The sequence below is a fragment of the Enterobacter sp. MALB-1 genome, from assembly GCF_041021625.1.
In the GTDB taxonomy this organism is placed as follows: domain Bacteria; phylum Pseudomonadota; class Gammaproteobacteria; order Enterobacterales; family Enterobacteriaceae; genus Enterobacter; species Enterobacter oligotrophicus.
In genome coordinates this window covers 693063-717966 of record NZ_JBDPJL010000001.1, presented here as the reverse complement: position 1 = coordinate 717966, position 24904 = coordinate 693063, and the positions used below count along the sequence as shown (strand labels likewise).

General features: G+C 50.0%; 24 protein-coding genes. 10 read left to right on the top strand and 14 right to left on the bottom strand.

The window, feature by feature from the left end; genetic code table 11:
- Position 1 precedes the first annotated feature (1 nt).
- From ABGB15_RS03470 to ABGB15_RS03460, 3 genes are read left to right on the top strand one after another with little or no spacing between them, the layout of a single operon-like run.
- A complete protein-coding gene (locus ABGB15_RS03470) occupies positions 2-1246 on the top strand; it encodes a restriction endonuclease subunit S (protein WP_369064105.1) in 1245 nt (414 codons plus the stop codon).
- Positions 1246-2361: an AAA family ATPase gene (locus tag ABGB15_RS03465; protein ID WP_369064104.1), complete on the top strand. Its 1116-nt coding sequence runs from the start codon at positions 1246-1248 to the stop codon at positions 2359-2361. The genes ABGB15_RS03470 and ABGB15_RS03465 overlap by 1 nt, the downstream gene beginning before the upstream one ends.
- Positions 2358-3965 carry a type I restriction-modification system subunit M gene (locus ABGB15_RS03460; RefSeq protein ID WP_369064103.1) on the top strand — a complete coding sequence of 536 codons (1608 nt, stop codon included), beginning with the start codon at positions 2358-2360 and terminating at the stop codon, positions 3963-3965. The genes ABGB15_RS03465 and ABGB15_RS03460 overlap by 4 nt, the downstream gene beginning before the upstream one ends.
- Positions 3966-4037: 72 nt before the next feature.
- Here the strand turns inward: ABGB15_RS03460 and ABGB15_RS03455 are convergent, their stop codons facing one another.
- The 4 genes from ABGB15_RS03455 to ABGB15_RS03440 all read right to left on the bottom strand — a co-directional run bounded on the left by ABGB15_RS03455 (position 4038) and on the right by ABGB15_RS03440 (position 7613).
- Positions 4038-4661, bottom strand: a complete 624-nt coding sequence (locus ABGB15_RS03455; protein ID WP_369064102.1) for an inovirus Gp2 family protein — start codon at positions 4659-4661, stop codon at positions 4038-4040.
- Positions 4662-4890: 229 nt separating this feature from the next.
- Positions 4891-6303 (bottom strand): YfjI family protein, encoded by a 1413-nt coding sequence (locus ABGB15_RS03450; RefSeq protein WP_031518878.1) that lies wholly within the window; start codon positions 6301-6303, stop codon positions 4891-4893.
- 132 nt (positions 6304-6435) lie between these two features.
- On the bottom strand, positions 6436-6672 hold the full coding sequence (locus ABGB15_RS03445; RefSeq protein WP_031518881.1) for an AlpA family transcriptional regulator: 237 nt from the start codon (positions 6670-6672) through the stop codon (positions 6436-6438).
- A gap of 212 nt (positions 6673-6884) precedes the next feature.
- Entirely contained in the window at positions 6885-7613 is a 729-nt protein-coding gene (locus tag ABGB15_RS03440; protein WP_369064101.1) for a hypothetical protein, read from the bottom strand.
- Positions 7614-7826: 213 nt separating this feature from the next.
- Here ABGB15_RS03440 and ABGB15_RS03435 point away from each other — a divergent pair, with 213 nt between their 5' ends.
- A complete protein-coding gene (locus tag ABGB15_RS03435; protein WP_089591852.1) occupies positions 7827-7973 on the top strand; it encodes a hypothetical protein in 147 nt (48 codons plus the stop codon).
- Here the strand turns inward: ABGB15_RS03435 and ABGB15_RS03430 are convergent.
- The 4 genes from ABGB15_RS03430 to ABGB15_RS03415 all read right to left on the bottom strand — a co-directional run bounded on the left by ABGB15_RS03430 (position 7970) and on the right by ABGB15_RS03415 (position 11584).
- Positions 7970-8584 (bottom strand): Fic family protein, encoded by a 615-nt coding sequence (locus tag ABGB15_RS03430; protein WP_181145318.1) that lies wholly within the window; start codon positions 8582-8584, stop codon positions 7970-7972. The genes ABGB15_RS03435 and ABGB15_RS03430 overlap by 4 nt on opposite strands.
- Before the next feature lie 4 nt (positions 8585-8588).
- Positions 8589-9905 carry a tyrosine-type recombinase/integrase gene (locus tag ABGB15_RS03425; RefSeq protein WP_369064100.1) on the bottom strand — a complete coding sequence of 439 codons (1317 nt, stop codon included), beginning with the start codon at positions 9903-9905 and terminating at the stop codon, positions 8589-8591.
- 733 nt (positions 9906-10638) lie between these two features.
- The gene (locus tag ABGB15_RS03420) at positions 10639-11106 is read right to left on the bottom strand and encodes a hypothetical protein (RefSeq protein ID WP_215722483.1); all 468 of its coding nucleotides are present in this window, start codon (positions 11104-11106) and stop codon (positions 10639-10641) included.
- Positions 11084-11584, bottom strand: a complete 501-nt coding sequence (locus ABGB15_RS03415; RefSeq protein ID WP_313326859.1) for a polymorphic toxin type 44 domain-containing protein — start codon at positions 11582-11584, stop codon at positions 11084-11086. Before ABGB15_RS03415 ends, ABGB15_RS03420 begins: the two co-directional genes overlap by 23 nt.
- Before the next feature lie 103 nt (positions 11585-11687).
- Between ABGB15_RS03415 and ABGB15_RS03410 the strand changes: the two genes are divergently transcribed.
- On the top strand, positions 11688-12179 hold the full coding sequence (locus ABGB15_RS03410; RefSeq protein ID WP_215722482.1) for an Hcp family type VI secretion system effector: 492 nt from the start codon (positions 11688-11690) through the stop codon (positions 12177-12179).
- A gap of 276 nt (positions 12180-12455) precedes the next feature.
- Here ABGB15_RS03410 and ABGB15_RS03405 read toward each other — a convergent pair whose 3' ends face one another.
- From ABGB15_RS03405 to ABGB15_RS03380, 6 genes are all read right to left on the bottom strand, one after another.
- Positions 12456-13628 carry a cupin gene (locus ABGB15_RS03405; protein ID WP_152082311.1) on the bottom strand — a complete coding sequence of 391 codons (1173 nt, stop codon included), beginning with the start codon at positions 13626-13628 and terminating at the stop codon, positions 12456-12458.
- A gap of 11 nt (positions 13629-13639) precedes the next feature.
- Positions 13640-14431 (bottom strand): HpcH/HpaI aldolase/citrate lyase family protein, encoded by a 792-nt coding sequence (locus ABGB15_RS03400; RefSeq protein WP_215722481.1) that lies wholly within the window; start codon positions 14429-14431, stop codon positions 13640-13642.
- On the bottom strand, positions 14418-15155 hold the full coding sequence (locus tag ABGB15_RS03395; RefSeq protein ID WP_215722480.1) for an alpha/beta fold hydrolase: 738 nt from the start codon (positions 15153-15155) through the stop codon (positions 14418-14420). Before ABGB15_RS03395 ends, ABGB15_RS03400 begins: the two co-directional genes overlap by 14 nt.
- Positions 15152-15916 carry an SDR family NAD(P)-dependent oxidoreductase gene (locus ABGB15_RS03390; protein WP_215722479.1) on the bottom strand — a complete coding sequence of 255 codons (765 nt, stop codon included), beginning with the start codon at positions 15914-15916 and terminating at the stop codon, positions 15152-15154. Before ABGB15_RS03390 ends, ABGB15_RS03395 begins: the two co-directional genes overlap by 4 nt.
- 2 nt (positions 15917-15918) lie before the next feature.
- Positions 15919-17241 (bottom strand): histidinol dehydrogenase, encoded by a 1323-nt coding sequence (hisD, locus tag ABGB15_RS03385; protein ID WP_152082315.1) that lies wholly within the window; start codon positions 17239-17241, stop codon positions 15919-15921.
- A gap of 73 nt (positions 17242-17314) precedes the next feature.
- A complete protein-coding gene (locus ABGB15_RS03380) occupies positions 17315-18553 on the bottom strand; it encodes an MFS transporter (RefSeq protein WP_369064099.1) in 1239 nt (412 codons plus the stop codon).
- Between the two features lie 302 nt (positions 18554-18855).
- Between ABGB15_RS03380 and ABGB15_RS03375 the strand changes: the two genes are divergently transcribed.
- The 5 genes from ABGB15_RS03375 to ABGB15_RS03355 all read left to right on the top strand — a co-directional run bounded on the left by ABGB15_RS03375 (position 18856) and on the right by ABGB15_RS03355 (position 24850).
- Positions 18856-19926 (top strand): LacI family DNA-binding transcriptional regulator, encoded by a 1071-nt coding sequence (locus ABGB15_RS03375; RefSeq protein WP_152082317.1) that lies wholly within the window; start codon positions 18856-18858, stop codon positions 19924-19926.
- A complete protein-coding gene (locus tag ABGB15_RS03370; RefSeq protein WP_215722478.1) occupies positions 19923-20897 on the top strand; it encodes a nuclear transport factor 2 family protein in 975 nt (324 codons plus the stop codon). Before ABGB15_RS03375 ends, ABGB15_RS03370 begins: the two co-directional genes overlap by 4 nt.
- Before the next feature lie 115 nt (positions 20898-21012).
- Complete coding sequence (locus ABGB15_RS03365; RefSeq protein WP_215722477.1) at positions 21013-22155, top strand: ester cyclase; 1143 nt, start codon at positions 21013-21015, stop codon at positions 22153-22155.
- Positions 22155-23462 carry a histidinol dehydrogenase gene (hisD, locus tag ABGB15_RS03360; RefSeq protein WP_167515537.1) on the top strand — a complete coding sequence of 436 codons (1308 nt, stop codon included), beginning with the start codon at positions 22155-22157 and terminating at the stop codon, positions 23460-23462. The genes ABGB15_RS03365 and hisD (ABGB15_RS03360) overlap by 1 nt, the downstream gene beginning before the upstream one ends.
- Positions 23463-23518: 56 nt before the next feature.
- Positions 23519-24850 (top strand): amidase family protein, encoded by a 1332-nt coding sequence (locus tag ABGB15_RS03355; protein WP_215722476.1) that lies wholly within the window; start codon positions 23519-23521, stop codon positions 24848-24850.
- Positions 24851-24904: the final 54 nt, after the last annotated feature.

Genomic DNA, 24904 nt, shown 5'->3' with positions numbered 1-24904 from the left:
AATGAATGATGTTGTTAAAAAAATTGTTCCTCGGTTGCGCTTTCAATCATTTAAAGCCTTGGGACCATGGGGATCTCAGACATTGGGCCAGTTGGCTCAGCGATCAATTCGCAAAAATGCGGAAGGTAAAATAACCCGCGTCTTAACAAACTCAGCAGAGTATGGGGTAGTTGATCAGCGTGACTTTTTCGAAAAAGATATCGCTAACCAAGGCAATCTTGAAGGGTATTATGTTGTAGAAGAAGGCTACTATGTCTATAACCCAAGAGTATCAACAACAGCTCCAGTTGGGCCGATTTCAAAAAATAAAATCGGATTAGGGGTGATGTCGCCGTTGTATATGGTTTTCAAATTTAATAACAGCGAAAATGATTTTTATGCTCATTACTTCAAGTCAACACATTGGCATCAATACATGCGCCAAGTTTCGAGTACGGGTGCGCGCCATGACCGAATGAATATCAGTAATAACGCTTTCATGAAGCTACCTCTTCCTGTATGTACTCCGGAAGAACAACAAAAAATCGCTGACTGCCTGTCTTATCTGGATGCTCTGATCACAGCAGAAGTCCGGAAATTGGATGCGTTGAAGAAATATAAAAAAGGATTGATGCAGCAACTTTTTCCTCGTGAAGGAGAGACCCTGCCAAAGATACGTTTTCCCAATTTTCAAGGTACAGCGGAATGGAAGATATGTTCATTTGGTGATTTTATTGAGGAATATCGAGAAAAGTCTACATATCAAGATGAGTATGAAGTATTAACCTCTGCCAGAAGTGGTCTTATCAGACAACGTGAATACTACGATAACGAACGAATTACAGAACGTGATAATATCGGCTTTAATATTATTCCGACAAGTTACATCACATATCGTAGCAGGAGTGATGATAGACGATTTTATTTTAACGAGAACAATTTGGGTATAACTGGAATTATCAGTACATATTATCCTGTCTTTCGTATAAATGAAGGTGTAAATAAGTTTTTTATTGAATTACTTGCTCAATATGCAGAGTTTATTGGCAAACATAGTGTCGGGACTTCGCAAACAGTTCTTTCATTAAATGAACTACGCCGAATTAAGTTGCCTATTCCAATAGAAGCAGAGCAACGAGATATTGCTAATTGCCTATATTCTTTCGACAACCTGATCGTAGCTCAAGATCAAAAAGTTGAAGTACTTAAAACCTTTAAAAAAGGCCTATTGCAACAGATTTTTCCTAAGGTTAATGAGGTGGTTTAATGAAGCCAGGAAAAACATTTGCTGACCTATTCTTACTTAGTGCTCACTTACGCACAGAACTGATGAGTAAAAAGGCAATCCTGCTGTACGCCTACAACGGTACAGGTAAGACTCGCCTATCAATGGCCTTCAAGGATACAGGTAAGCAAGGTGAGTCCTACGATACATTGTACTTCAACGCTTTCACCGAAGATCTCTTCCACTGGAACAACGATCTGGTAGGCGATGAGGATCGACGCTTGCTGCTCAACAGGGATTCGCGTTTTTTTCAAGGACTGTTTGAGCTGGAAATGGACAACCGCATACGACCGTTGTTGCAGCGTTATACAGACTTCGACTTTCGAATTGATACAGAAGAATGGGCGATACGCTTTTCACGGACTGTGGATGGTCAAATTATTGATAACATCAAGGTTTCGCGAGGAGAGGAAAATATCTTCATTTGGTGCTTCTTCTTAGCTATCGTACAATTAGCGCTTGATGGTGCTGATGCTTACCAGTGGGTAAAATATGTCTACATCGACGATCCTATATCTTCACTGGATGAGCATAACGCCATCACAGTTGGTAGCCATCTGGCGCAACTACTGAACAAGGCTGATAACCCGTTGAAAGTGATGATCTCGTCTCATCATCCCTTATTCTTCAATGTCATGCACAATGAACTTGATGTTCGTAAATCCAGAAAGGTCGCAGCCTACTTTTTATCAAGATCCAGAGTTGATGGTAGTTATTCTCTGGCCTATACAGGTGCGACACCATTCTTTCATCATGTTGCGATACTGACCGAGTTGTATAAAGCGGAGCAATCAGGCGAGTTATATACCTACCATTTCAATATGTTGCGTTCAGTTCTGGAAAAATCAGCCAGCTTCCATGGTTTCTCAAACTTCTCAGCCTGCATTGCGCAGGATGCGGATGACCCTGAAAGAATTTTACATTCGAGGCTCATCAATATTCTGAGCCATGGAAACTATTCGCTTTTCGAGCCTCAGCCTATGCTCGATGAAAATAAAACTTATTTCAGAAAGATTTTGCATGATTTCCTGAAGCGCTATCCATTTAATCCTGATTTATTTCCTCAACAGATTGAGGAAGGTGAAGAAAAACTATGACTGAGTTTGAAAAACAAAAACTGGGCAAAACGCTCTGGAATATAGCCGATCAATTACGCGGCGCTATGAATGCGGATGATTTTCGCGATTATATGCTGGCATTTTTATTCCTGCGATATCTATCGGATAATTACGAAGCCGCAGCTCAAAAAGAGCTAGGGGTAGACTACCCCAAACAGAAAGAGGGGGAACGTCAACCACCACTGACTCTGTGGTATGAACAAAATGAGCAGGATGTTCCTGAGTTTGAGAAACTAATGCGCCGTAAAGTGCATTATGTAATCGAACCTCAGTATCTTTGGACGAGCATTGCCGAGATGGCACGAACCCAACATGTGAAACTGCTTAATACATTACAGGCAGGCTTTAAGTACATTGAGGAAGAATCTTTCGCCAGTGTCTTCCGGGGTTTATTCTCTGAAATCAATCTTGCCTCGGAAAAACTTGGCAAAACATACGGTGAGCGAAATGACCGTCTTTGTAAGATAATCAAAGAGATTGCTGATGGATTGAAGCAGTTCTCCACTGACAGCGACACGTTGGGGGATGCTTACGAATATCTGATCGGCCAATTTGCAGCGGGCTCAGGTAAAAAAGCCGGAGAGTTCTACACACCTCAGCATATTTCAGACATCTTATCTGCCATCGTTACGTTGGATAGCCAGGAACCTGCCACTGGACAACGTTCACACCTAGACAGCGTGTTTGATTTTGCCTGTGGGTCAGGATCATTGCTCCTGAATATTCGCAAGCGCATGGGGCAGCACGGTATTGGGAAAATATACGGGCAAGAGAAAAATATCACCACCTACAACCTGGCACGTATGAACATGCTCCTGCATGGAATGAAAGATTCAGAGTTTGATATTTTCCACGGTGATACCCTGCTCAACGATTGGGATATGCTACGCGAGACCAATCCGTCCAGAATGCCTAAATTCGATGCGGTGGTTGCCAACCCGCCATTCAGCTATCGCTGGGAACCTACAGAAACATTATCTGATGATGTGCGCTTTAAAAATCACGGTCTGGCACCTAAATCTGCTGCTGACTTCGCCTTCCTTTTGCATGGATTCCATTTTTTAAAAGAAGATGGCGTAATGGCAATTATCCTGCCTCATGGTGTACTTTTCCGAAGCGGTGCCGAAGCACGCATACGCACGAAGCTGCTGAAGGATGGTCATATTGATACGGTAATTGGACTGCCTGCAAATCTGTTCTTCTCTACTGGTATTCCGGTATGTATTCTGGTGCTGAAAAAATGTAAAAAACCTGACGACGTATTATTCATCAATGCTGCCGAATACTTCGATAAGGGTAAACGGCAGAATCAGATTTCGTCTGATCATATTAAAAAAATCATTGATACTTACAAGTTCCGTAAAGAAGAACCACGATACGCGCGTCGCGTTAGCATGGAAGAAATCGAAAAAAATGATTTTAATTTAAACATCTCACGCTATGTAAGTACGGCTGAGGCTGAAGAAGAAATCAAACTTTCTTCAGTACATGCTGAGTTGGTTTCTCTGGATAACCAGATAAAATCAGCAACTCAAAAACATAACGAATTTCTAAAAGAGTTAGGCTTACCTCTTTTACCGTAATTCGCGCCGTTTTATTTTCATGTTAATAAAATGCCCTTTTCATTGCGACAAGGGCATTAAAACTCATTGGTATTAATTATTACTACACCCAAACGATCTGTTCCCGTCATCAAAGATCTTGCTTTTCACTTTGGTGAGATAATCAATCCGGTTCAGTAAATCGCCAGAATAAATATTATTGAGAATATCATCACGGTTCAGGGTATATTTACCATTAGCAGGGTACTGCACCAAGTGCTGCCCCTCTTCGGGAGTCAGGTTTAATGCGCTACACCATGCTGATGTAATCATGGTTCTTAGCGTATCTTCATCCAGATTAAAATCCCCTAAGTGGTAGTAAGCATCCTTGTTCAGAAATAGAAATACGTGAAAATGACGCTTACCATTCTGAGTAAATTCCCTCACCCACGCATAGCGGAGCGTATTCGGGTATACCCGTTTACCTTCTTTACGCTTGCGCTGTTCATCTGCTGCCAGTTTGGCTTTCAGTGAATTGGTAAATCTTGATATAGCTCCTGAATCAGTATTCGCGATACAGGAAATGGTATCACCATTATCCAGAATAACCGGGTCATGCAGATCCACCCGTATTGCCAGTGTACGTCCGTGTTCTTTAACAGCCTTATTAATAACTTCGATAATTCTTTCTTTGTATGATTTAACATGACTTCCATACTCGCTATCGTAGAGATTCATAATGATTTATTCCTTGATAGATAGCAGTCATCGCATTACTGGTATGGCTATTAGTGTGGTGGATATACAGATATTGTTAATGACAGTACAATATAATAACTATCCGACACTTAATTTCAGGCAAAGAATAGCCACAGCCTGCGATGACTGATTAAAAGTTACTCTGTAATTAGTTACAGTAATGACTGTTTAATAAAGTGATTATTCCGTCTTGTCTTTGCTCTGTTCGTTATATAAAACCATCGACAGGTTGTATGAAAATGGTTTTCCCTCTTTTCTCTGCCCGTATTTTGTTTTGCGAATAAAGTGTACTGAGCAGTTCATTCACTTTACTCCGGTTCCTGAACCGATTCGGGCCATATTGCAGGATGGTTGTCTTCCTGATATACGGCACCACACACCTGTAGCAATAATCTTTTATCCACGAGTAAAGTTCGTCTGCTTCTGAACTTACCAGCAGCAACGTCTGGGGTTTAGAGAAAATTCTCACATACTCATCCACATACCAGGCGATTATATCTACTGCGGCTTCCACGGCAGTAAGGGATATTTCTCCTTCATCGCCGTTGAAGTAATGCAGCAGTGCGGCGATCCTCGCCATATTCTCCGCCATTTTAGAAGCATAATCCTTAAAATCAGACAGGAAGCCAATCAGCCCCATTTCTGACTCGACTTTGTTATAAAATTCGAGCCAGCGTTTTTCTGCTTCGGGAGAGAAACGCAGACACTGACGCTCATTTTCCTCATTTCTGGCAATGCTCTCGTTAACAATGTCTATCAGTCGTTGATGAAATACCGGCAGATGCTCACTTGAGACAACCGGACTGGTAATTTGTCTGTAGCCCTGTGTTGAACCCGGTTGACATATCAGACATCGGGCGAAGAATCCGATCCCTTTCGCGGCATCGCCTTTTCGTTCCAGATACCCTTTTTTAAACACATCAGGCTGAATCATCAGCCCCAGCGTCATTCTGGCATCTTTGATTAATTTATCTGGCTCGCTTTTTCTTTCCACGGGAAACATTGCGCCATCCCACATTTTATTGATGAAAGGCAGTTCATTCAGCGCGTAGCCGTTAAAAATGGTGCCAGCTTCATCAGACATAAGCCCGATGGACCGCCAGCGTCCACAGAGAGAGTCTTTCATCGCCGCAGGTGTGGCATCGTTGTATATCTGCCTGAACCTGACCGGTGCTTTCGGGGACGCGGCCAGTAGCTCTTTCAGCCGTTCATTCGTTGTGGAGTGATCTTTATTACGGCGAATATCGGATTTCAATTTTGACATCAGGGCTTTCTTTTCAATATTAAAAACCGTTTCTTCATTCCTCCAGACAACCAGGTCCTGGGTATATTTTTCAAACCATTCTTCTTCCAGTTGATACAATGGCTTCATCAGTAGTTTGTCCACAGTGCTTTTGCGTTCACCAGATTCCGCCAGAGTCAGTAAGAAAAGCGAGACCGGACTGCGCAGATTTTTCAGTCGGCACACATCAATCCGGTTCTGGCAGGCAAGTGAAATAACCCCCAGTACCGATGCGGCAATCAAAGCCTGAGGAGCCTGCGTGTGCTGTTCCACTTCATATACCGCATTTCTGATGATCTGCGGGAACACATGCACAGGGAAAGGACGACCACACAGCATAGATACCTCTTATTCAGTTAACGTTTAAAACGATTCCCCTCACATTGCTATTCCGCTATTAATGGAAGAAATAGCAGGATGAACACGGGGCATTTAAGGAAAAAACAAAAAAATAAATAAAAAAACCTAAGGTTAACGATAATTGATCCAACAAAGCAGGTCACTTAACAGCCATCCGCAGGATTTCAGGCCGATAGACTTACGCTGTGGAAACTTTCCAACCTGTTCCAGTTTCCACGCGGTAGAGCGGGAAATGGACGTGATACGCTGGCGTTCCCGTTCACGTACCAGACGATCACCATGCTCGCCGTAATCACGCAGGATTTTCAGGCGTTCTTCCGGGGTGGGGGTGATAAATGTTGTACTCATACTGCCTCCTTTGTTTCAGTGGGGGCAGTATGTCGCAGATGGGTAACTGAATGACAGCAGCGGACACCTTATTAAGGTGTTAGCGCTTATTGCGGGGATTAATGCGGTTGCTGTAATTCTCGATTCAGCTGGCGTGCCCACTTATTGATGATTTTCCATCTTTAAAGTGGACGAAGCGCCATTATGACGATTTATTACCAGCGGGAGAGGGTCTATTGATTTTCATTCTCAATACGTTTTATCCACTTAGCGATAGTGTCATCACTGAATGAGTCACTGAATCCATATTTTTTGGATGCCACAGTAAGCATCTCCGCCATTTTTGAAAAATTAACCTCACCATTGCCATCAAGATAATGCTCTTTCAGCATGACATACAGGGCTATTCTTTCTGGCCTAGAAATGCGGGTTTGTTTTTCTTTTTTCACGCCGGGCATGCTTTCTACACTTTGTGGTGACAATTCATTTGCATCAAAAAACAGTTCTGATTTATCTCGAAAAACTCCACTTGGAAATATCAAATAATCCCTATCATCTTTACCATATACCACAATCGCACCTGCAATATTATTATTTTCTCTGACAGTATCCATATCCGTTAGCACGTAATGGTCTTCAGCAAAACGAGTCACTGGCGTAGCCTTTACCCGCCAGTAACCATGTGCATGCCCATTGTAGGTATAACGACATATCCCCAAATCACCTTCCAGAAGTCGAGATTCAATTTCTGCATCTTTCTCCGGGTAAAACTGCCTTATTTTAAACTCTGGCATTTTTTCATGCTGATAATAATCCATGCTTGATTTAATTTTCCTCTCCCAATCTTTAAGAAGAAATTGGCCTCCACCAAGGTACCTGACGATCTGGCATGGCAAAGCATCCAACCGAATGTAGAGTGGAACTTTATGATCAAGCCAATCATTCAGTAAATTTTCAGACATGATATGGCACTTTTCAGATGCCATTGCCAAAGGGTAAAAATCGGGCCGCTTTAATGTCATTCGACTTGTCGTCCTGTGTGGCGCTTCGCTGCTTGCGCTATATGTGCTTTATATATTGATTTATATAACTGAAAAGTGGCATTCAGTCTATGCCTTGCAAGCAGCCCCGTTACCCTCTAAAATTTCCGGATTAACTTAAGAGAACACAGCATCATGAAGAAAACACCTGTAACAAAAGCCCAAATCTATCGTGCCGTTGCCAGCTCAACCGCGATCGAAACCGGTGTTTCTGTGCAAAAAATTGAGCAGCAACTGAAACAAAATCAGGCACAGGCGAAAGCCGTTGGCCTCGCCCGCTAGTCTGGCAAGATATCGTTCACCAGTTGTATCATGGGGCTGTAGTTCCCTGACACGCCTGCCTGTATTGCCTTGAAGTAAAACGCCTTGTGCTCATCCCACAGGCTGTAATCAAGTAAGCCCTTCCCTGCCAGAACCGACAGCACATCGCAAAGTAGCCGCGACAGACGCCCGTTACCTTCTCTGAAGGGGTGGATCAAAATAAACTCCACATGGCATACGGCCAGATAACTTACCAGCTCCAGACGAGCCAGGGATTTGAGTTCACCAGACCGAGAAAGAAACTGCTTCTCGAAGCCATCAAGCAGCAGCGGAATCCTGTCGGCAGCCGCAAACTGAAAACCATCCTTAGTCAGGTTAGCGTTACGTAGCCTCCCTGCCCAGTCGTACACATTCCCCAGCCATTGACGATGCCAGCCGCTGATATGTTCAAAAGCCAGCTCAGCAGGCGGCTGGCCTTCGATAAATAACTGCTCATAAAGCATCAACAACAAGCCAGACTCCAGCGCCTCCATTTCCTGCTCATCAACTATCCCCAATTTATTGGCAAGCACCAGGTCGTTAGAGCCTGGCTGATAACGCTCTTCCGCTGAATTAAGCTCATATTTTGACAACCCCTTACCTCCGCCCAAACAGGTTCACAACGTTGTTTTCCTGCTGCCGCTGATAGTTGTTAACCCGGTCTTCCCAGATCTCAAGCGCCCTACGCTTTTCAGGCAGGTAATCATAACGGTCATAATGTTTCGAGCTGACGTCATTCAGAGCATGGTTCTGAATACGGTCCCGGATCTCTTTGCTGATCCCCGCCTCCCCCATCAGCGTTTTACAGGTGCGGCGTAAATCTCGTGCGGTGAAAACTTTAAACTCAGGATTAAAGGCACGAAAATACATGATGGAACGCGCCAGGCTATCAGTACGTACCGGACGCTTACCGTTAGTTGATAGCGGGAAAATATAGGGACTGTTACTTTCCTTAGTCAGTTCTTTCACTGAGGCTAATTCCTGTAGCGCCGATTCAGTCAGCGGGATCAGGTGTTCGCGCTTGTTTTTCGATACATCGGCTATGACCAGTAACGTCTTTTGCTGCCAGTCAATCGCACTCCACTGGCTGGCAATCATTTCAAACGGTCGCTGCCCACCAGCATAAACACAGAAGCGGATAAGATGCTGCATCAACGGTCCTACGTTGGTGGACTCTGCAAACCGCTCCATGACAAAACGAAGCTCTTCCAGCGTTAACCATGTATCACCCACTTTTTCCGCCGAAGACTGCTTCGGTATAGCCGAGACCGGGTTAACTTCAAGACCGAACGTGATACCCACACTGGTATTCATCGGATCGTTATCGGCTTTCAGACCGTAGTTAAATGCCGCCATCAGGTAGGAACGAATCCGGTTTGCATGGACCACAGCATCACGCTGGATAATGCCAGACAAGATTGTTTTGATCTGTAACGGCGTGACATCTTTCGCTTTGGTTTCGCGAGGAATGACCGAATAACACTCTTTTTCAAGACGCTTCAGCACATCGGCCCAGGTACGCTTGTTGTCGAGTTTCATCTTGTTAACATAGCCATGCACCAGTTCTTCAAACGATCCCTGCGAACGATGTAGCTGCATGATGTGCTGTTCGGCCAGGCGCTGTTGTTCAAGCTCTTGCTGGGGATCTTTTCCTTCAACAAGCCAGGCACCATACTTTTTCGCCAGATCATTGGCCGTCACCAGTTTCATCTCAGGCCAGATGCCCAACTGGATGAATTTCTCTTTCTTCCCTTTCTCAACGTAGTAACGGAAATAAAAAACCTTGCTACCTGAAGGCTGAACTTTGACGCCAAGCCTGCCGGTACCGCGCTGAGCGCTGTTGCTCCACACGTAGTACGACGTGCTTTTTGTCTTCAATCCGCGTATAGCAGTCTCGGTAAGATTAGCGGCCATGAGGTTACCTTTCTGAGGATAAGCGTTACCTGACCCAATGCCCATTTTGGGTCAGGTAATGGGTCAGGTAAGGATAGTACAATGAGGAAATAAGAGAACCAATCAGAAACAAAAATTACTTTGTAACTATTTGATTATTAACAATTAAAAATACAAATAGAGGCTATGGCGAACAATTAGAAACATGCTGATTTTATGACTCATAATCGCTTGGTCGCTGGTTCAAGTCCAGCAGGGGCCACCAGATACAGCAAGGGCTGGCGCTAAACGCGCTGGCCCTTTTTTATTCGGGGATATGCCGGGGATATTCCAGAAAAGTAATTATAGTGATTTATGGTTGATTTATGACCGTTCACACCATCTCATCCCAATTTTTTATTTTCGCGGGTGTAAAAATTCGATGAAGCGGGCCGTATAGCGTTCGGTAACCTACGGGGATTGTCTTACCACCTACCACCAGCGCTAGTGGTTCCCGGCTAACCAGCCAATCAAAACACGATAAAAACGTATATTTTCTGGGCGCTTAATTGCGAATTCGCAGATCGTATATGGTGGGGGATTCTGGCTGTAATTATTGCGGTGAAGCAAGCGCACCAAAAGCCCCTTTCCGAACCCGGAGGACAATCACAGTGCACTTTTGAACCGTGTACGGCGGCGGGTACGCCGTGAAAACTTACACGCGGCTCATCGTGTCATTGACCCGATAACAAGCATTATTTAATTAAATAATTATCTAATTATTTATACCACTCCCTCGCTTCCAACCCTCGCCACGCGCTGTTAAGTCTATAGAGGGGGCGGCGGCTATACCATCTGCATCGTAAAACAAAGAGGAGGTTGTAAAGCTGTATACAGTGCCGTGAATCGTGAAAGAGATGTTATTGCCTATGCCGTCTACTTTCGCGCGCGGCGTGTTCGCCGTGAGCGTGGGTGCGATATGTTGTTTTTCGAGAGCCACCAGCGGATCGCCGTCAATCTTGCTCGCCAGAAAATAGCGGTAAACATTTCCCGTGGTCATGTCCGGCTCTGCGTATTCAGTGATATATAACCACGTCCGGGGCGTGAGCTGGCGAATCTCATAAATCTTGTCTCGCACTGTTAAGCGCTGGATATGCTGAAAATAACAGTACCCCGCGATCATCAGAGCCATAAGAATAGTGGCGATCCAGTGCAGCGCCTTAAAAATGGTGCTGTTTAACATAGTCTATGCCTTGCCTTATCCAGAATTGGTCTATCGGATCATCACCAAATGGCGGGGCCCCCGTGAAATTACCCCATTCTGGTCTTGATGTGCCGGCTTTCCACTGAGCCGCGCCAGCAGCTATATGCAAAATCTCTGCAGGAATGCTGGCAGCGTAACCTACCGCGCCATAATGAAAATTACCGAAGTCAGCCCATATCCGTTTTTTTTGTTTGAAATCCCACGGGCCGCCGTTTCTTACTCGCTCATAAAACCACACATACGTAAGCGGGGCGGCCATGTCTTGTACTTCGTTACGCGCACGCGCGAGCCTGATATGTTCGCGCAAAATCTCCAGCCCGCGCGGCGGGTAAATCGGTATACATGCCATCGTTAATCCCTTCTGCCCGGCAAAACCAGCAACATAAGAGCAACGGCGCGGCGCGGTACTGTTTGAGATCAATCTATTAATTTTATTTGCAACATCAATAAGTAACACGTTTAAATAATACGAATCTATAACACAATTTGTATTACCTGCGATCAGGTTTTAGCCGTTAATGGGGGGGTTTATTCTCATTACATAAAATGGGGTTTTAAAAATGGCTATTCCTGCTTACTTGTGGCTTAAAGATGATGGCGGCGCAGATATCAAAGGATCTGTAGATGTAAAAGCTCGGGAGGGAAGTATCGAAGTGCTTTCTTTCAGTCACGGTCTGCTTGTGCCTACTGACAACAACACAGGAAAAATCACCGGTACACGATTACATGCTCCGCTTGTAATCGAAAAAGAGTTTGATAGTTCCAGCCCGTATCTTTATAAGGCCGTAGCCACCGGCCAGACACTGAAAAGCGCGGAAATCAAGTGGTATAAAATCAATGATGCGGGGCAAGAGGTAGAGTATTTCAATATGCTGCTCGAAAACGTCCGGGTAGTCAGCATTAACCCAGTTATGCATAACTGCAAAGAGCCGGCGCTACAGATTCACAATCACAACGAGGGCATACAGCTACGTTATGAGCGGATCACCTGGAAGTATTGCGATGGAAACGTCCAATATTCAGACGCGTGGAACGAGCGTGTAACAGCGTAAAAAAAAGGGGCGGTTAACAGAAGCGGTTCAACTTAACCCTTTAAACCTAATTGGTGGTAGCAAAATGGCAGCACAGCGCAGCACTATGCAATACTTTTCGACAATATACGAAATCCTATGCGCTTAAATTTACTGTAACTCATTGTTTTTATGAAATATAGTTCGGACTCATAATCGTCTGGTCGCTGGTTCAAGTCCAGCAGGGGCCACCCGATACAGCAAGGGCTGGCGCTAAACGCGCTGGCCCTTTTCTTTACAACCCCTAAAACCCGGTAATCACTCTTCTGTTAGCTTCTCAATTCTGGCTCCAGCGCGTCGGGCAGTAACGGGCAAAATATCCAGCTTGCAAACATAGCCATCGGGATCGAGCCCACGATTATGCGCCTTCGCCTGCTGTAAAATCGCATCATCCCAGTACACGCGTTTTCGCTGATCCCCCTGCGTGGTAAGGATAAATTCTGTCCCACCTTCTACCGCCCGGTAGCGCCGCCAGCTGTTGGCAGGAACAGAAATAACCGAACGTTCCGGTGCAATAATGCTGACCTCTTCCCCTTCCTGATTCCACGTCACCTCCAGTGATCCTTTGAACACCATAATCACCTGAATATCAGGGCAAAGATGACGCCCCACCTGATGCTCAGCCCGCAAGCGAAGCCATTCCACGGAGAAGCCGTGCGGTTGCGTGACTGGCGGCACACTGTGACGGTCCTGTGAAATGCCATAGCCAATAACCGGGGCAATTTCGCCGCCGTGACCCGGCAGAACCGCATCCAGCAAGCCCTCCGACGACCACTGGCGCTCCTCGCCCGTCACTGCTCGCTGACGCATCTCCTCAATGGAGTAATCACGCAGAGCCGCAATCTCCTCCGGGGCCAGCGGTGCCAGCAGGCCCGATTTCTCAGGCAGCGTATCACCCGCATTTACATCAATAAGCATATTATCTTTGCTCAGATACAGCCCATACTCGCTGGCCGCCTCCAGTATCGACGGATGCCAGATAATCCCACCGGTATTATTGCCACCCAGCACGGTATACACCATGCCGCAGGTATCTTCCTTGCTGACATTAGTAAAACCCCGGAATATCCACGTCGGGATGGTGAGAATAGCGGGCGCGCTGAATTCCGCCTCATGCTCACCGTTTGCCCCCCAGCGAAAACGCCAGCATCCTTCATGAATTAAAAAGACCTCGGCGGTAAAGTGCAGGTGCAAATTATTGGTCACGCCCTTCGGCATCGCCGCTGCACCAATATTAAAACCATGCGGTTCAGGGATATTGACGACCTGTGATGAAGACTGAGTCACGCCGGGGCCAATAAATGAATAGTTCTGCTTGAGGTGTGAACCCGGCAGCTTGCAATCAATAAAAGCCAGATTGCAGGAGACCATATCTTCCGGTGCGACCAGACGGCTGCGGGCCTGCGCAGCGGTTAACGTAATTGCGTTCATTTCAGCTCCTGTTAATAACCGGACGCGCCGGTAGTAGGGATTTCAGTGCCGCGAGCAAGGGCGATCGCTTCGCGCGATGCGCGGCCCAGTTGCATAACGTCGTTAGCGGGTGTCACAAAATTGAAGCCCCCGGCGATGCGGTGCGCGGCGGCTGTGCCGGAGGTGCAGAAAATACCGGCGATTTTGTGCTTCTCCCGACAGCGGCTGACGACCCGCTCAATGGCCGCGAGCATATCCGGATGGGTGGATTCTGCGCTGGCAGTCCCCGTCAACGTCAGAGAAAGATCGTTCGGACCAATAAAGACGCCGTCCAGCCCTTCGGTATCCAGAATCGCATCAATGTTGGCAAGCCCTTCGCGGGTTTCAATCATCGCCAGCGTAAGAATTTCGTGGTTTGCATGCAGAGGATAGTCGGAGCCACCATAGAGCAGACCCCGTGCAGGGCCGAAGGAACGATTACCCTGCGGTGGATAACGACAGGCAGAAACGAAGCGTTGTGCCTGCTCTGCCGTCGATATCATCGGACAAATCACGCCGTAAGCGCCCGCGTCTAATAGCCGCATAATCTGCGCTGGCGTATCGTCAGCAACCCGCACCAGCGGTACGGCAGGCGTAGCCGAGAGAGCCTGTAACATCGCCAGTGCACTGGCGAAATCTATCATCCCGTGCTGTAAATCGACCGTGACCGCATCGTAACCCTGATGCCCCATGATTTCGGCGCTGTAGCTGGAAGGAATGGCCAGCCAACCGTTGATGACCGGGCGATGTTCCGCAATCGCCGTTTTGATTTTATTGACTCGCATTCAAAGACTCCGTAATCCATTTCCGTAACGGAACAGCGGCGTTTTCCGCCGACTCGAGGATAAAAAAATGTCCCGTTGAACTCAGGGTGATCCACGTGGCGTGGGCTGCGCTTGCGGCAACTAACTGGTGGTGTGCAGGCGTACAGACAGGATCGTGCTCGCCATTCATGATGAGCACCGGACACAAAAGAGCGCTCAGCGCCGCACGGTTATCACGACGGCCGATCGCAATTTCAGTCTGCCGGGCAAATACTGCGCTGTCCGTCTCCTGCGCCATCAAGCACAGGACGTCATGTAACTCCTGGTTGTCGAGGCTGGACGGTGCCACATACTGGTGCCAGAGGGTTGAAGAAAGCCATTTCCCGTGCCCCTGTTCGCGCGCATTCCTGACGGCTGCCCGTCGGGTAACCGCGTTTTCAGGACGATCCGCCAGCGGATTGACCGACAGTAATGCCAGCCCCGCCAGCCGCTCAGGCGCATCAGCAACCATTTGCAGCGCGACAATGGCCCCCAGAGAGAAACCCGCCAGCAGGAAGCGCGGTGGCAGCACGTTCAGGAGCCGTCGGGAAGACTCCTGTGCCGAATCGGCACAGGACAGGGTCAGGCAAATAACCGCCGGGACGTTCAGTTGAGCAATCAATGGCTGCCATAGCCGGGCATTGCAGAGCGTGCCGCCGATTAACACCAGCGGCACATCGCTATTATCGATAAAAGAGGCATTCATGTTGCGGTCCACCCTCCGTCCACCATCAGCGCACTGCCGGTGATCATCGCCGCCGCGTCAGAGGCAAGGAACACCACCGGCCCCATGACATCTTCCACTTTCCCCAGGCGTGGCAGCTTAATGTTGCTCATCACGAAGCGGCGAAAGTCCGGGTCGCTCAGCGACTGACGCGACAGCTCGGTTTCAATAAAGGTGGGGCATAAGGTATTCACCCGAATTCCGGCCTCGCCCAGCTCAAGCGCCATCGTGCGCGTCAGCCCTTCAAGGGCAAATTTCGACGCACAATAGACGCTGCGCTGCGGCCCCCCCACGTGACCCATTTGCGATGAAAGATGAATGATGGAGCCTCCGTTTCCCGCCTCGCACATGCGCCGCGCGATCTGCTGGCTGACAAAGAAAGTCGCCCGCACGTTAAGCGCCATGACCGCATCAAAATTCGCATCGCTGACCTCCAGAAAAGGCTGGTGGCGAGCCAGTCCGGCGCTGTTAACCAGAATGTCCATGACCGGTAGCTGGCGAAGAGTCTCCTCTACCTTTTGAGATTCCGTGATGTCCAGCGCCAGCGGATGCAGCGCCAGGTGTTCGCCAGCAGCAAGCTCCACTGCGCTGGCCAGATCGTCACGATTGCGGGCGGCGATCCAGACTTCGGCTCCGGCCTGAGCCAGCGCGACCGCGCAGGCAAAGCCGAGCCCCTTCGATCCTCCGGTCACCAGCGCTCGCCTGCCAGCCAGGGAAAATGACGGTGTCTGAGGAAACCTCATGATCACACCTTCTCTCTGACCGGTGCTGGCGTGGCGTAAGGCACATCCGTGTTGCCATAGCGACGCACACGAACGTTGGCCTGCTCAGCGTGTCCGGCAAATCCTTCCAGCAGCGAAAGGCGTGAACAGTAGCTGCCAATTTCAGCCGTGGCTTCGTCGCTCAGTACCTTTTGCCAGGTGCACGTCTTCATAAATTTGCCAACCCACAGGCCGCCGGTGTAACGCGCAGCTTTCTGCGTAGGCAGCGTATGGTTAGTGCCAATCACCTTATCGCCATACGCCACGTTGGTGCGTGGGCCAAGGAACAGCGCACCGTAGTTGGTCATATTGGCGAGGAACCAGTCGTCACGTTCAGTCATCACCTGTACGTGTTCAGAGGCGATACGATCGGCCTCTTTCAGCATCTCTTCGTAGCTTTCGCAGACGATCACTTCTCCGTAATCTTCCCAGGCGCGACGGGCGATATCTGCGGTAGGTAGTTTTTCCAGCAGCCGTTCAACTTCTGCCATCGTCTCTCTGGCGAGCTTCTCTGAATTGGTCAGCAAAATGGCAGGCGTGGTTACGCCGTGTTCTGCCTGCCCGAGGAGGTCGGTGGCGCACATTTCTGCATCGACGCTCTCATCGGCAATCACCAGCGTTTCAGTCGGCCCGGCAAACAGGTCAATACCAACCCGGCCAAATAGCTGGCGTTTTGCCTCCGCCACGAAAGCGTTGCCCGGCCCTACCAGCATATCTACCGGAGCCAGCGTGTCGGTGCCGAGTGCCATCGCGCCGATAGCCTGGATGCCCCCCAAAGCATAAATTTCCGTTGCCCCTGCCATCTTCTGAGCGGCGACGATCGCCGGTGCTGGCTGGCCGTTAAAGGGCGGTGCGCAGCTGATAATGCGCGAACAACCCGCGACGTTAGCCGTGATAATCGACATATGCGCTGACGCCAGCAGCGGATATTTGCCCCCCGGCACATAGCACCCGACGGCGTTAATCGGGATATTCTTGTGGCCGAGAATAACGCCAGGACGCGTCTCGACTTCCAAATCCAGCAGGCAGGCTTTTTGTTTGCGGGCGAAATTAAAAACCTGCTCCTGGGCAAATTCAATATCCGCAATATCCTGACGACTTAGCTGGCGCATGCAGCTATTAATTTCGGCATCGCTCAGGCGATAATCCTGACGATCGTAGTTATCGAATTTAATCGCTAATTCGCGAATGGCTTTATTCCCGCGCGCTTCAATATCAGCAAGAATAAGTTCAACCGTTTCTCTTATTTGCCGCTGGGCTTCCTGACGTTCCTGCACAGGTTTACTGGTTTTTAGAACATAGGCCATGATGTACTCCTTTCAAAATGAGAATGAGAGATCCCCTCCCGGTGAACCAGGATGGAGTGCTTACCTGAAAAAATTACTGGTCGCGAGCGGAGGCGAGTTGCCCGTTCGCGGATAAATCAGATGAAGAATTTATCTGCCGGTTATTAACCCAACGCACGGACAGCGGCGTAATAATGACGGCAACAACGGAAAGCGCGGCAATAAACAGATAGCCGGACGCCAGATTAATATGTTGCAGCATGACGCCCATAATTACCGGACCGATAAACATGCCCAGTGAATAGATAGTCTGGAAAAGTCCCATGCGGGTGGATTGTTCATCCGAGGTCGTGTTAACCACGCTGAGAGACATAAACGCGGCAAAGGCCATGCCGAACGAGAAACCGGCCAGCGCCTGCAGGGCGTAAATCAGGTACATGTTGTCGGTAAAAGGGATGCCGAGGGTAGAAACCACCTGCAAAACGATGCCCACGACAGCCGTTTTCATCACGCCCAGACGCTTATAAAACACTGCACTGCACAGGGCGATAGCAAGCGCATAGAAGATCAGATGAATATTGCTTAACAGCGACAGGATGCCCGCTCTGGCACCGAGTTGCTCGGCGTAAATGGGAGTCAGGGTATCGCGGGTGGCAAACGGTACAAGGATAACAATGGTGGCTAAAATGCCGATCATCCATACCGAGCGGTCGCACAGTTGTTTACGCGCCCCGGCGATACACGCCTGCAGCGTGGGGGCCTGCACCGGGTCGTGGACATCGCTAATACGGGGGGTAAGAATCAGCGCCAGCAATCCGGAAACGCAGGAAAGCAAAAATGCGATGTTGTTCTCAAAATAGTGAATTAATAAACCACCTACGCAGTTACCAATAAAAACACCCACCGGGCCTGCCAGTGCCAGCAGCGCCACAGCAGCCGGAGCTTCCTTTCGGTCAAAGTAACGGATAAACAGGATGTTATACAAAACCCACGTGGCGGCGGTGACGCCATCTGCTGCTTTCGCCAGATACAGCGTGACCGCATTCGGTTCCAGCCAGGCCAAAGGCCAGGTAAAAATGGGTAGCATCAGGCTGATTTGAATAAAGATTTTCCGGCTTTTTACCACATCAGAAATAATCCCCAGGGGGAAACGGATGAGCAGCGTAGCCAGACCGCTGGCCCCCATAATGATTCCCATCACCTGTGGCTCAATGCCCTGGTCAAGCATCATAGGTGCAAGAAACGCGTCAATACTATGAATGCAAATGAAAAACAGGATACTGATGATGAAAAAAAGCCGGGCTTCAGGTCGGCGGAGTAGTGCTCGAAACATGGTTTGAACCTCTGATAATTAATGGTTTTGAACCAATCAAGAACGGCATTTACCGGCTCTTCCCTCTGTTCGTTGCTCCATTTGCCCGGTATCGTTGACGGCATAAATCACGCATGAATACGTATTCAAGAATTGAAGTTACGAAAAGGTTTCAATTTTGTAAAGTGACCTGATTAACATTGTGAGAAAATTAATTTTGCTTGTTGCATACGCATGCAAAGATGGTGTAAGTATAAAAAACACCCTCTTTCTGACGGCGTTGTTACGGCGTTGGGAAGAGTCCAGGATGAGGAACCGGGGTAATGAAACGTAAGAGTTTTGCGGCGGTCACGTCGCAGCAGGTGGCGCAACTGGCAGGCGTATCGCAGTCGGCGGTATCACGGAGCTTTACGCCTGGGGCGAGTATCTCCCCGGCAACCCGTGAAAAAGTGCTGAAAGCGGCACGGGAGCTTGGCTATCGACCAAACGCGATTGCCCGCTCTCTCAATACCGCCCGGTCGCGCATCATCGGCGTGGTGATTTCCTATTTCGATAACCAGTTCTATCCGCAGGTTCTGGAAGCGCTGGCGCAAAAACTGGACACTCTCAATTACCACCTGCTGCTGTTTGTGGGCGACAAAGATGGAAACGTGGACAGGATTTTCGATCAGATCATGCAGTACCGGGTGGACGGCATCGTGCTGGCCTCGGTTACGCTTTCGCTGGATCTCTCCGGCGAATGTCTGGCTGCGGGGATACCGGTTGTTCTGTTTAACCGAAGCCAGGAAAACGGTATGGCCTCCAGTGTTAACAGCAATAATGAAGCGGCGGCACGGCAAATCGCTGAATTCCTGATGGCGGGTGAACACCAGCGTTACGCCTATGTGGGCGGCGTGGCCGATTCGTCGGTGAATATCGCCCGTCAGCGTGGCTTTCTGGCCGCATTACAGGAACAGGGAATAAACGACGTCAGAGTGGTTAACGGTGACTATGACACCAGGCAGACCATCCGCGCAGCCTATACCCTCTTTTCAACCCCGCCAGTGCCGGATGCTATTTTTGTGGCTAACGACCACATGGCGTTAACGGTGATGGACGTCGCGCGCTACGAGTTCGGCCTGCAAATTCCTCAGGATGTGTCGGTCATTGGCTATGACGATACCGGCCCGTCAGGCTGGCCTTCTTATGCATTGACCTCTGTGTCACAGCCTGTAAAGGAGATGGTGGAAGCGGCGGTCGAACTGCTGATGAAGCAAATTGAGAGCGACACCATTGAGCCTGAGCAGATTACCGTGCCGGGTCAACTGGTGGTGCGACACTCCGCCCGACGGCCACACAGCGGCGTCATTGAAAAAGAGGGTGTATCCCTGTTTCAGCCTCAGGAGGTTAAATGAGCAGATTGCCCGGTTTCAGCCCCCAGTTTGACTCCATTCAGCAGTTTATTACCACGCTGACCCACGTTGTCTGGGAGCAGAAAGATATTGGTCAACTGGCCGATTTTTATGCCACACCGGTGGTATTTATTACTCCGGAAAAACAGCTGACCGACCTTTCACAGTTTATGCGCCATACCCTGGAGGCGATGTACAGCTTCCCGCAGCGCAGCGTGCTGACGGAGGACATTCTCTGTACCGAAGCGCCAGGAGGTGAGTATTACACCTCTCAGCGGACAATGGCATCGATTCGCCATCAGGGCGAGGGCTTTTTTGGTGCGCCGACGGGCAAGAGCGTCTGGGTGCGCACCTGGGCGGATCGTATTTGCGCCGATGGCGCGATACGTCAGGAGTGGTTGCTGCAGGACAGAGCCGCAATTGTTGCGCAGTTGGGGCTGGACGTGCGTGAATTTGCCCGCAGCCTGGGCAGCGCCCGTGAGCAACTGGGGCTGGAAAACAGCCCGGCAGACGTACTGCACGCGCGCTGGGCGGGCGGCCCTGAAGGGGATGATGTCGAAGGCCCTATTGCAGGCGTGATTGAACGCTATCTGACCATGTGGGCGGGTGGTAACAGCGGTACTGTGCCCGGTTTGTACCATCCGGCCGCCACGTTATATGCGCCAGGCCACTGCATGGGCACCGGCGAGGCCGAAATCAGTGCTCTGCTCTCTGGATACCGTGCCTCGTTCGCCGACAGCGAAACCCAGCTTCACCATTTAATTGTGCGCAAAGATGCCAATGAGCCGGTGCGCATCTCGCTGCGCTGGTCACTTTTAACCTGGCATGACGGTTATGGAAAATTTGGCGCGCCGACGCGTAAACCTGTTTCTATTTCGGGTATTAGTCAGCTTGAATTGCGCGACGGTTTAATTATTCGTGAATATCTCGGAATAGATGAATTAGCGATATGGTCGCAAATCGTTAATCCGTAAATAATTATCATAAAATCCCTGCCGCAATAGTTATTGCGGCAAAGACTTCACTCATTTATTTGGGTGCAGGTTTCTTATTGTCTGAATAATAGTGAACATCAATGCAGGAGGTCCTATGTCTTCAACTGAAGTAACAAATAAAGCTCCAGCCGTACCCGAAAAAAATAACAGTAAAATTCAGCGTGACGAACCGGTATTACAGGTTGAACGCCGCGACTTTATTGATCTCGTTCCGGAAAAACGCCCCCGCGCGCAATCATTAAGAGGCTTCGATGAGTGTTATACGGATATTGTCGATTATATCGTGCGCTGTACCCATAAAATATGGGACGAACGTGACGTTGGTTTAATTTATACCCACTATACCCATAACTGCGTGCTGTATAACGCACTGGGCACATTGTATACCCGTGAAGAAGTGGTGCAGGACACCCTGAAACGCCTGGTTGCCTTCCCTGAGCGCCGGGGCATGGCGACGCAGGTTATCTGGAACGGCAATGACGTCGATGGTTTCTATACCTCTCACCTGGTAACGGGGACGGGGCGTCATACCCAGTTCAGCCATCTCGGCCAGCCCACTAACCGCACGTTTGTCACGCGCACCGTGGCCGACTGCATGATCCACGAGAACAAGATTTACCGCGAGTGGGTAGTGAGTGACAACATGTCCCTGATGAAACAGCTGGGGCTGAACACCGATGAAATCGCCTTCAACATGGCGAAAGAGCAATTTGATAAAGGCTTCCGCGTCACCGACATCGGTGAGAATGGCCGCATGCTGGGGCAGTATCCACCGGAGATAGAGTGCGACATCTCGATCGCCCATACCGATACCGAAGAGCAGTGCCTGCGCTGGATGCACGAAATTTATAACCGTCGGATGTTAGGCAAGATTAAAGAGGTCTACGCGCCCAACGTGCAGTACCACGGCCCGCTGATGAAAGAGCTTTACGGCGTAGCATCGGTGACGCACCAGACCCTGGCACTTATTGGCATGATCCCGGACGGCGCATGGCTCCCGCAGCATATCTGCTCTAACCCGTGCGATGAGGGCGGCGTGAAAGTGGCGATCCGTTGGATCATGGAAGGCCACCACCTGGGCTATGGCGAGCTGGGCAAACCAACAGGCGAGCGTCTGTTCGTTATGGGCATGTCCCATTACCACATTGTGAACGGCAAAATTGTTGATGAGTGGGTCGTTTACGATCACCTGGCGCTGCTGGCGCAGATCAAACTTGGTCAGATGGAGAATGCATAATGTCAGAGTCGATTGTTAATCAGGTTCGCTGGGTTAAACGCCCGCAGGGCCAGGATGAGAAAGCAGACCGTTCCCTGAGCGATACCGTCAGCACGATTATTGCGCGGGTGAAACAGGAAGGGGATGCGGCGCTGAGGGATTTTTCACAACGTTTCGATAAAGTCGTGCCATCGCAGTTTGAAGTGACAGCCGAAGAGATTGAACAGGCGCTGGCTGGCATGGACCCGCAGACCCGTCGCGATAGCGAATTCGCCATTTCTCAGGTGCGCCGTTTTGCTCAGGCTCAGTTCGCCACCATGCTGCCGCTGGAAGTGGAAACCCTGCCGGGCGTGCATCTTGGGCATCGCATTATTCCGGTTCAGACCGTGGGCTGCTACGTGCCGGGCGGGCGCTACCCTATCCTTTCCGCCCCGGTAATGTCGATTGTGCCTGCCACCGTTGCGGGTTGCGAACAGATTATCGCCTGCCTGCCACCGGGCGCGCATCCGGCGATGATCGCCGTCTGTCACCTGGCCGGGGCGCACCGCATCTTTAAAGTGGGCGGCGCGCAAGCCATTGCCGCCATGGCGTGGGGGACTGAAAGTATTCCGGCGGTAGATAAAATCGTCGGTCCTGGCAACGCTTATGTAAACGAGGCGAAGCGCCAGGTCTTTGGTAAAGTGGGTATTGATGCCCTTGCCGGGCCGAGTGAGATCTTCACCGTTGCTGACGATTCTGCCGATCCGCGTATTCTGGCCGCCGATCTGCTGGCGCAGGCGGAGCACGACATTCATACCCGCGTCGGACTGGCGACCACCAGCGACGCGATCGCAACACGCACTCTCGCTGAGATCGAACGCCAGCTAGGCAACCTGCCCACCGCCGCGACAGCGGGAGAAGCCTGGCATCGTCAGGGCGAAATCGTGGTGTGCGACAACGAAGATCACCTGATCGCCTTCGCTGATTATATGGCAACCGAACATTTACAGGTTCATACCCGCGATCCGCACGCTACTGCGGCCAAGATCCGCAACTACGGCTCACTGTTTATCGGACAAAACGCCAGCGTCGTCTTCTCGGACAAATGCTGCGGAACAAACCACACGCTACCCACAATGGCGGCAGCGCGCTATACCGGCGGGCTGTGGGTTGGCGCATATGTCAAAGTATGCACCCATCAGTGGATTGACGAGCAGGGAATTCCGGCCATCGCAGAACCGGCTATTCGCCAGAGCCGTACCGAGGGAATGCAGGGGCACCGCCGTGCGGCAGAAATTCGCCTCCGCCCGCAGGATATTGATGCCATTACCGCAGGCACGCGGGATTAAGGTAACAGAGGCAGGCGGAATAGCCTGCCACACTCTTCTCTTCAGGAACTCACGCGATGCGTCTTATTCCACCCCAGGATTGTTGCGAGGAGATGGCCCGACGTCTGCAGGCCATCGATGAACACCAGCATCTAAATGCCATTCTTGGTGTCAATAGCGATGCGATGGCACAGGCTGAACGTTATCAGCAGCTTCGCCGTCAAAATAGTTTAATGGGGCCATTGCACGGCATCCCGCTGATTGTGAAGGACAACATCGCCTGTGCTTCTTTGCCGATCACACTCGGCTGCAAAGGGCTGGCATCGGTAAAAGCGGTATCTGATGCACGGGTCATCCAGCGCCTGCGGGCAGCAGGGGCGATTATTCTGGCAAGAGCAAATATGTCTGAGTTCGCCTTTGACGTTCGCTCCCGCAGCTCGCTGGGCGGCGATGTGCGCAACCCGTTACAACCTGCCGTTACGGCGGGCGGCTCAAGCGGCGGTAGCGCTGCTGCCGTCGCTGCCGGTATGGCAGACGGTGCCCTGGGTACGGATACCGGCGGTTCGATTCGTATTCCCTGCAGTTATACCGGTCTCGTCGGATTACGGCCTGCGTTTCGGCGTGAGATGCTTGAGGGCGTTGCCCCTTTATCCCTGAGTAAAGATACCGTTGGCCCGATGGTACACACCGTGCGCGATGCCGCTCTCTTACACGCAATCATGCACGGCGAGCGGCCCGTTGAGCTGGAGGCACTGCCGCTTAAAGGGAAGCGGTTCGGGGTCATTACCGCTCTGGAGGGGGACGATCCGGCTCAGCTCGGCGTATGGTCTGAGGCGCTGGATCGCCTGCGGTTAGCCGGTGCGACGATGATTAATGTGCCTTTGCCGATTCTGACCGAAGTGGAATCTCAGATGTGCCTGAGTCTTTACGAATTCCATACCGGGATCAACGCCTGGCTCGCGGCCCAGCAGGACGCTCCGGTCAGTCTGCGGGAGGTGGTCACCTCTGGACAATGCTTATCTGAATTTTTACCGCTGCTGGAGCAGATGCTATCGTTTAGCCACCTGAAAACACCGCAGTGGTTTAACGGACGTCGTTTTCAGCGTCGTCTGTATCGTGAGTTGAGCGGTACGGCCGAACAGTATCGCATCGATGCTTTTCTCTACCCCACCGCCAAACGCCGCCCCGCGGACCTGAGTAAAATGCCCCCTGGCTGTGCACCTGAACTGGCAGCAATAAGCGGTCTGCCAGCAATCACCTTACCGTACCGCCTGAATCATGCCGGTTTACCTGTGGGGATAGAGATATTATCGAAGACACGTAATGAGCAGTTCTTACTCTCATTAGCTCTGGGTTGTGAAAATGCGCTTGGCGAAGATGACGCTTGCCCGCCCCTTCACAAACCGTAAAAAACTAAAGAAATCCCCCATCGCGCCGATCATCATCCGTGTGTATTATTTCCT

Bases quoted from the DNA above. Each gene is read 5' to 3' on its own strand.
- ABGB15_RS03365 (WP_215722477.1), top strand. From the start codon at position 21,013: ATGTCTTCAACTGAAGTAACAAATAAAGCTCCAGCCGTACCCGAAAAA.
- ABGB15_RS03405 (WP_152082311.1), bottom strand. From the start codon at position 13,628: ATGAACGCAATTACGTTAACCGCTGCGCAGGCCCGCAGCCGTCTGGTC.
- ABGB15_RS03455 (WP_369064102.1), bottom strand. From the start codon at position 4,661: ATGAATCTCTACGATAGCGAGTATGGAAGTCATGTTAAATCATACAAA.
- ABGB15_RS03470 (WP_369064105.1), top strand. From the start codon at position 2: ATGAATGATGTTGTTAAAAAAATTGTTCCTCGGTTGCGCTTTCAATCA.
- ABGB15_RS03465 (WP_369064104.1), top strand. From the start codon at position 1,246: ATGAAGCCAGGAAAAACATTTGCTGACCTATTCTTACTTAGTGCTCAC.
- ABGB15_RS03375 (WP_152082317.1), top strand. From the start codon at position 18,856: ATGAAACGTAAGAGTTTTGCGGCGGTCACGTCGCAGCAGGTGGCGCAA.
- ABGB15_RS03425 (WP_369064100.1), bottom strand. From the start codon at position 9,905: ATGGCCGCTAATCTTACCGAGACTGCTATACGCGGATTGAAGACAAAA.
- ABGB15_RS03355 (WP_215722476.1), top strand. From the start codon at position 23,519: ATGCGTCTTATTCCACCCCAGGATTGTTGCGAGGAGATGGCCCGACGT.
- ABGB15_RS03390 (WP_215722479.1), bottom strand. From the start codon at position 15,916: ATGAGGTTTCCTCAGACACCGTCATTTTCCCTGGCTGGCAGGCGAGCG.
- ABGB15_RS03400 (WP_215722481.1), bottom strand. From the start codon at position 14,431: ATGCGAGTCAATAAAATCAAAACGGCGATTGCGGAACATCGCCCGGTC.
- ABGB15_RS03410 (WP_215722482.1), top strand. From the start codon at position 11,688: ATGGCTATTCCTGCTTACTTGTGGCTTAAAGATGATGGCGGCGCAGAT.
- ABGB15_RS03380 (WP_369064099.1), bottom strand. From the start codon at position 18,553: ATGTTTCGAGCACTACTCCGCCGACCTGAAGCCCGGCTTTTTTTCATC.
- ABGB15_RS03460 (WP_369064103.1), top strand. From the start codon at position 2,358: ATGACTGAGTTTGAAAAACAAAAACTGGGCAAAACGCTCTGGAATATA.
- ABGB15_RS03420 (WP_215722483.1), bottom strand. From the start codon at position 11,106: ATGTTAAACAGCACCATTTTTAAGGCGCTGCACTGGATCGCCACTATT.
- ABGB15_RS03445 (WP_031518881.1), bottom strand. From the start codon at position 6,672: ATGAGTACAACATTTATCACCCCCACCCCGGAAGAACGCCTGAAAATC.
- hisD (WP_167515537.1), top strand. From the start codon at position 22,155: ATGTCAGAGTCGATTGTTAATCAGGTTCGCTGGGTTAAACGCCCGCAG.
- ABGB15_RS03370 (WP_215722478.1), top strand. From the start codon at position 19,923: ATGAGCAGATTGCCCGGTTTCAGCCCCCAGTTTGACTCCATTCAGCAG.
- hisD (WP_152082315.1), bottom strand. From the start codon at position 17,241: ATGGCCTATGTTCTAAAAACCAGTAAACCTGTGCAGGAACGTCAGGAA.
- ABGB15_RS03395 (WP_215722480.1), bottom strand. From the start codon at position 15,155: ATGAATGCCTCTTTTATCGATAATAGCGATGTGCCGCTGGTGTTAATC.
- ABGB15_RS03450 (WP_031518878.1), bottom strand. From the start codon at position 6,303: ATGCTGTGTGGTCGTCCTTTCCCTGTGCATGTGTTCCCGCAGATCATC.
- ABGB15_RS03435 (WP_089591852.1), top strand. From the start codon at position 7,827: ATGAAGAAAACACCTGTAACAAAAGCCCAAATCTATCGTGCCGTTGCC.
- ABGB15_RS03440 (WP_369064101.1), bottom strand. From the start codon at position 7,613: ATGTCTGAAAATTTACTGAATGATTGGCTTGATCATAAAGTTCCACTC.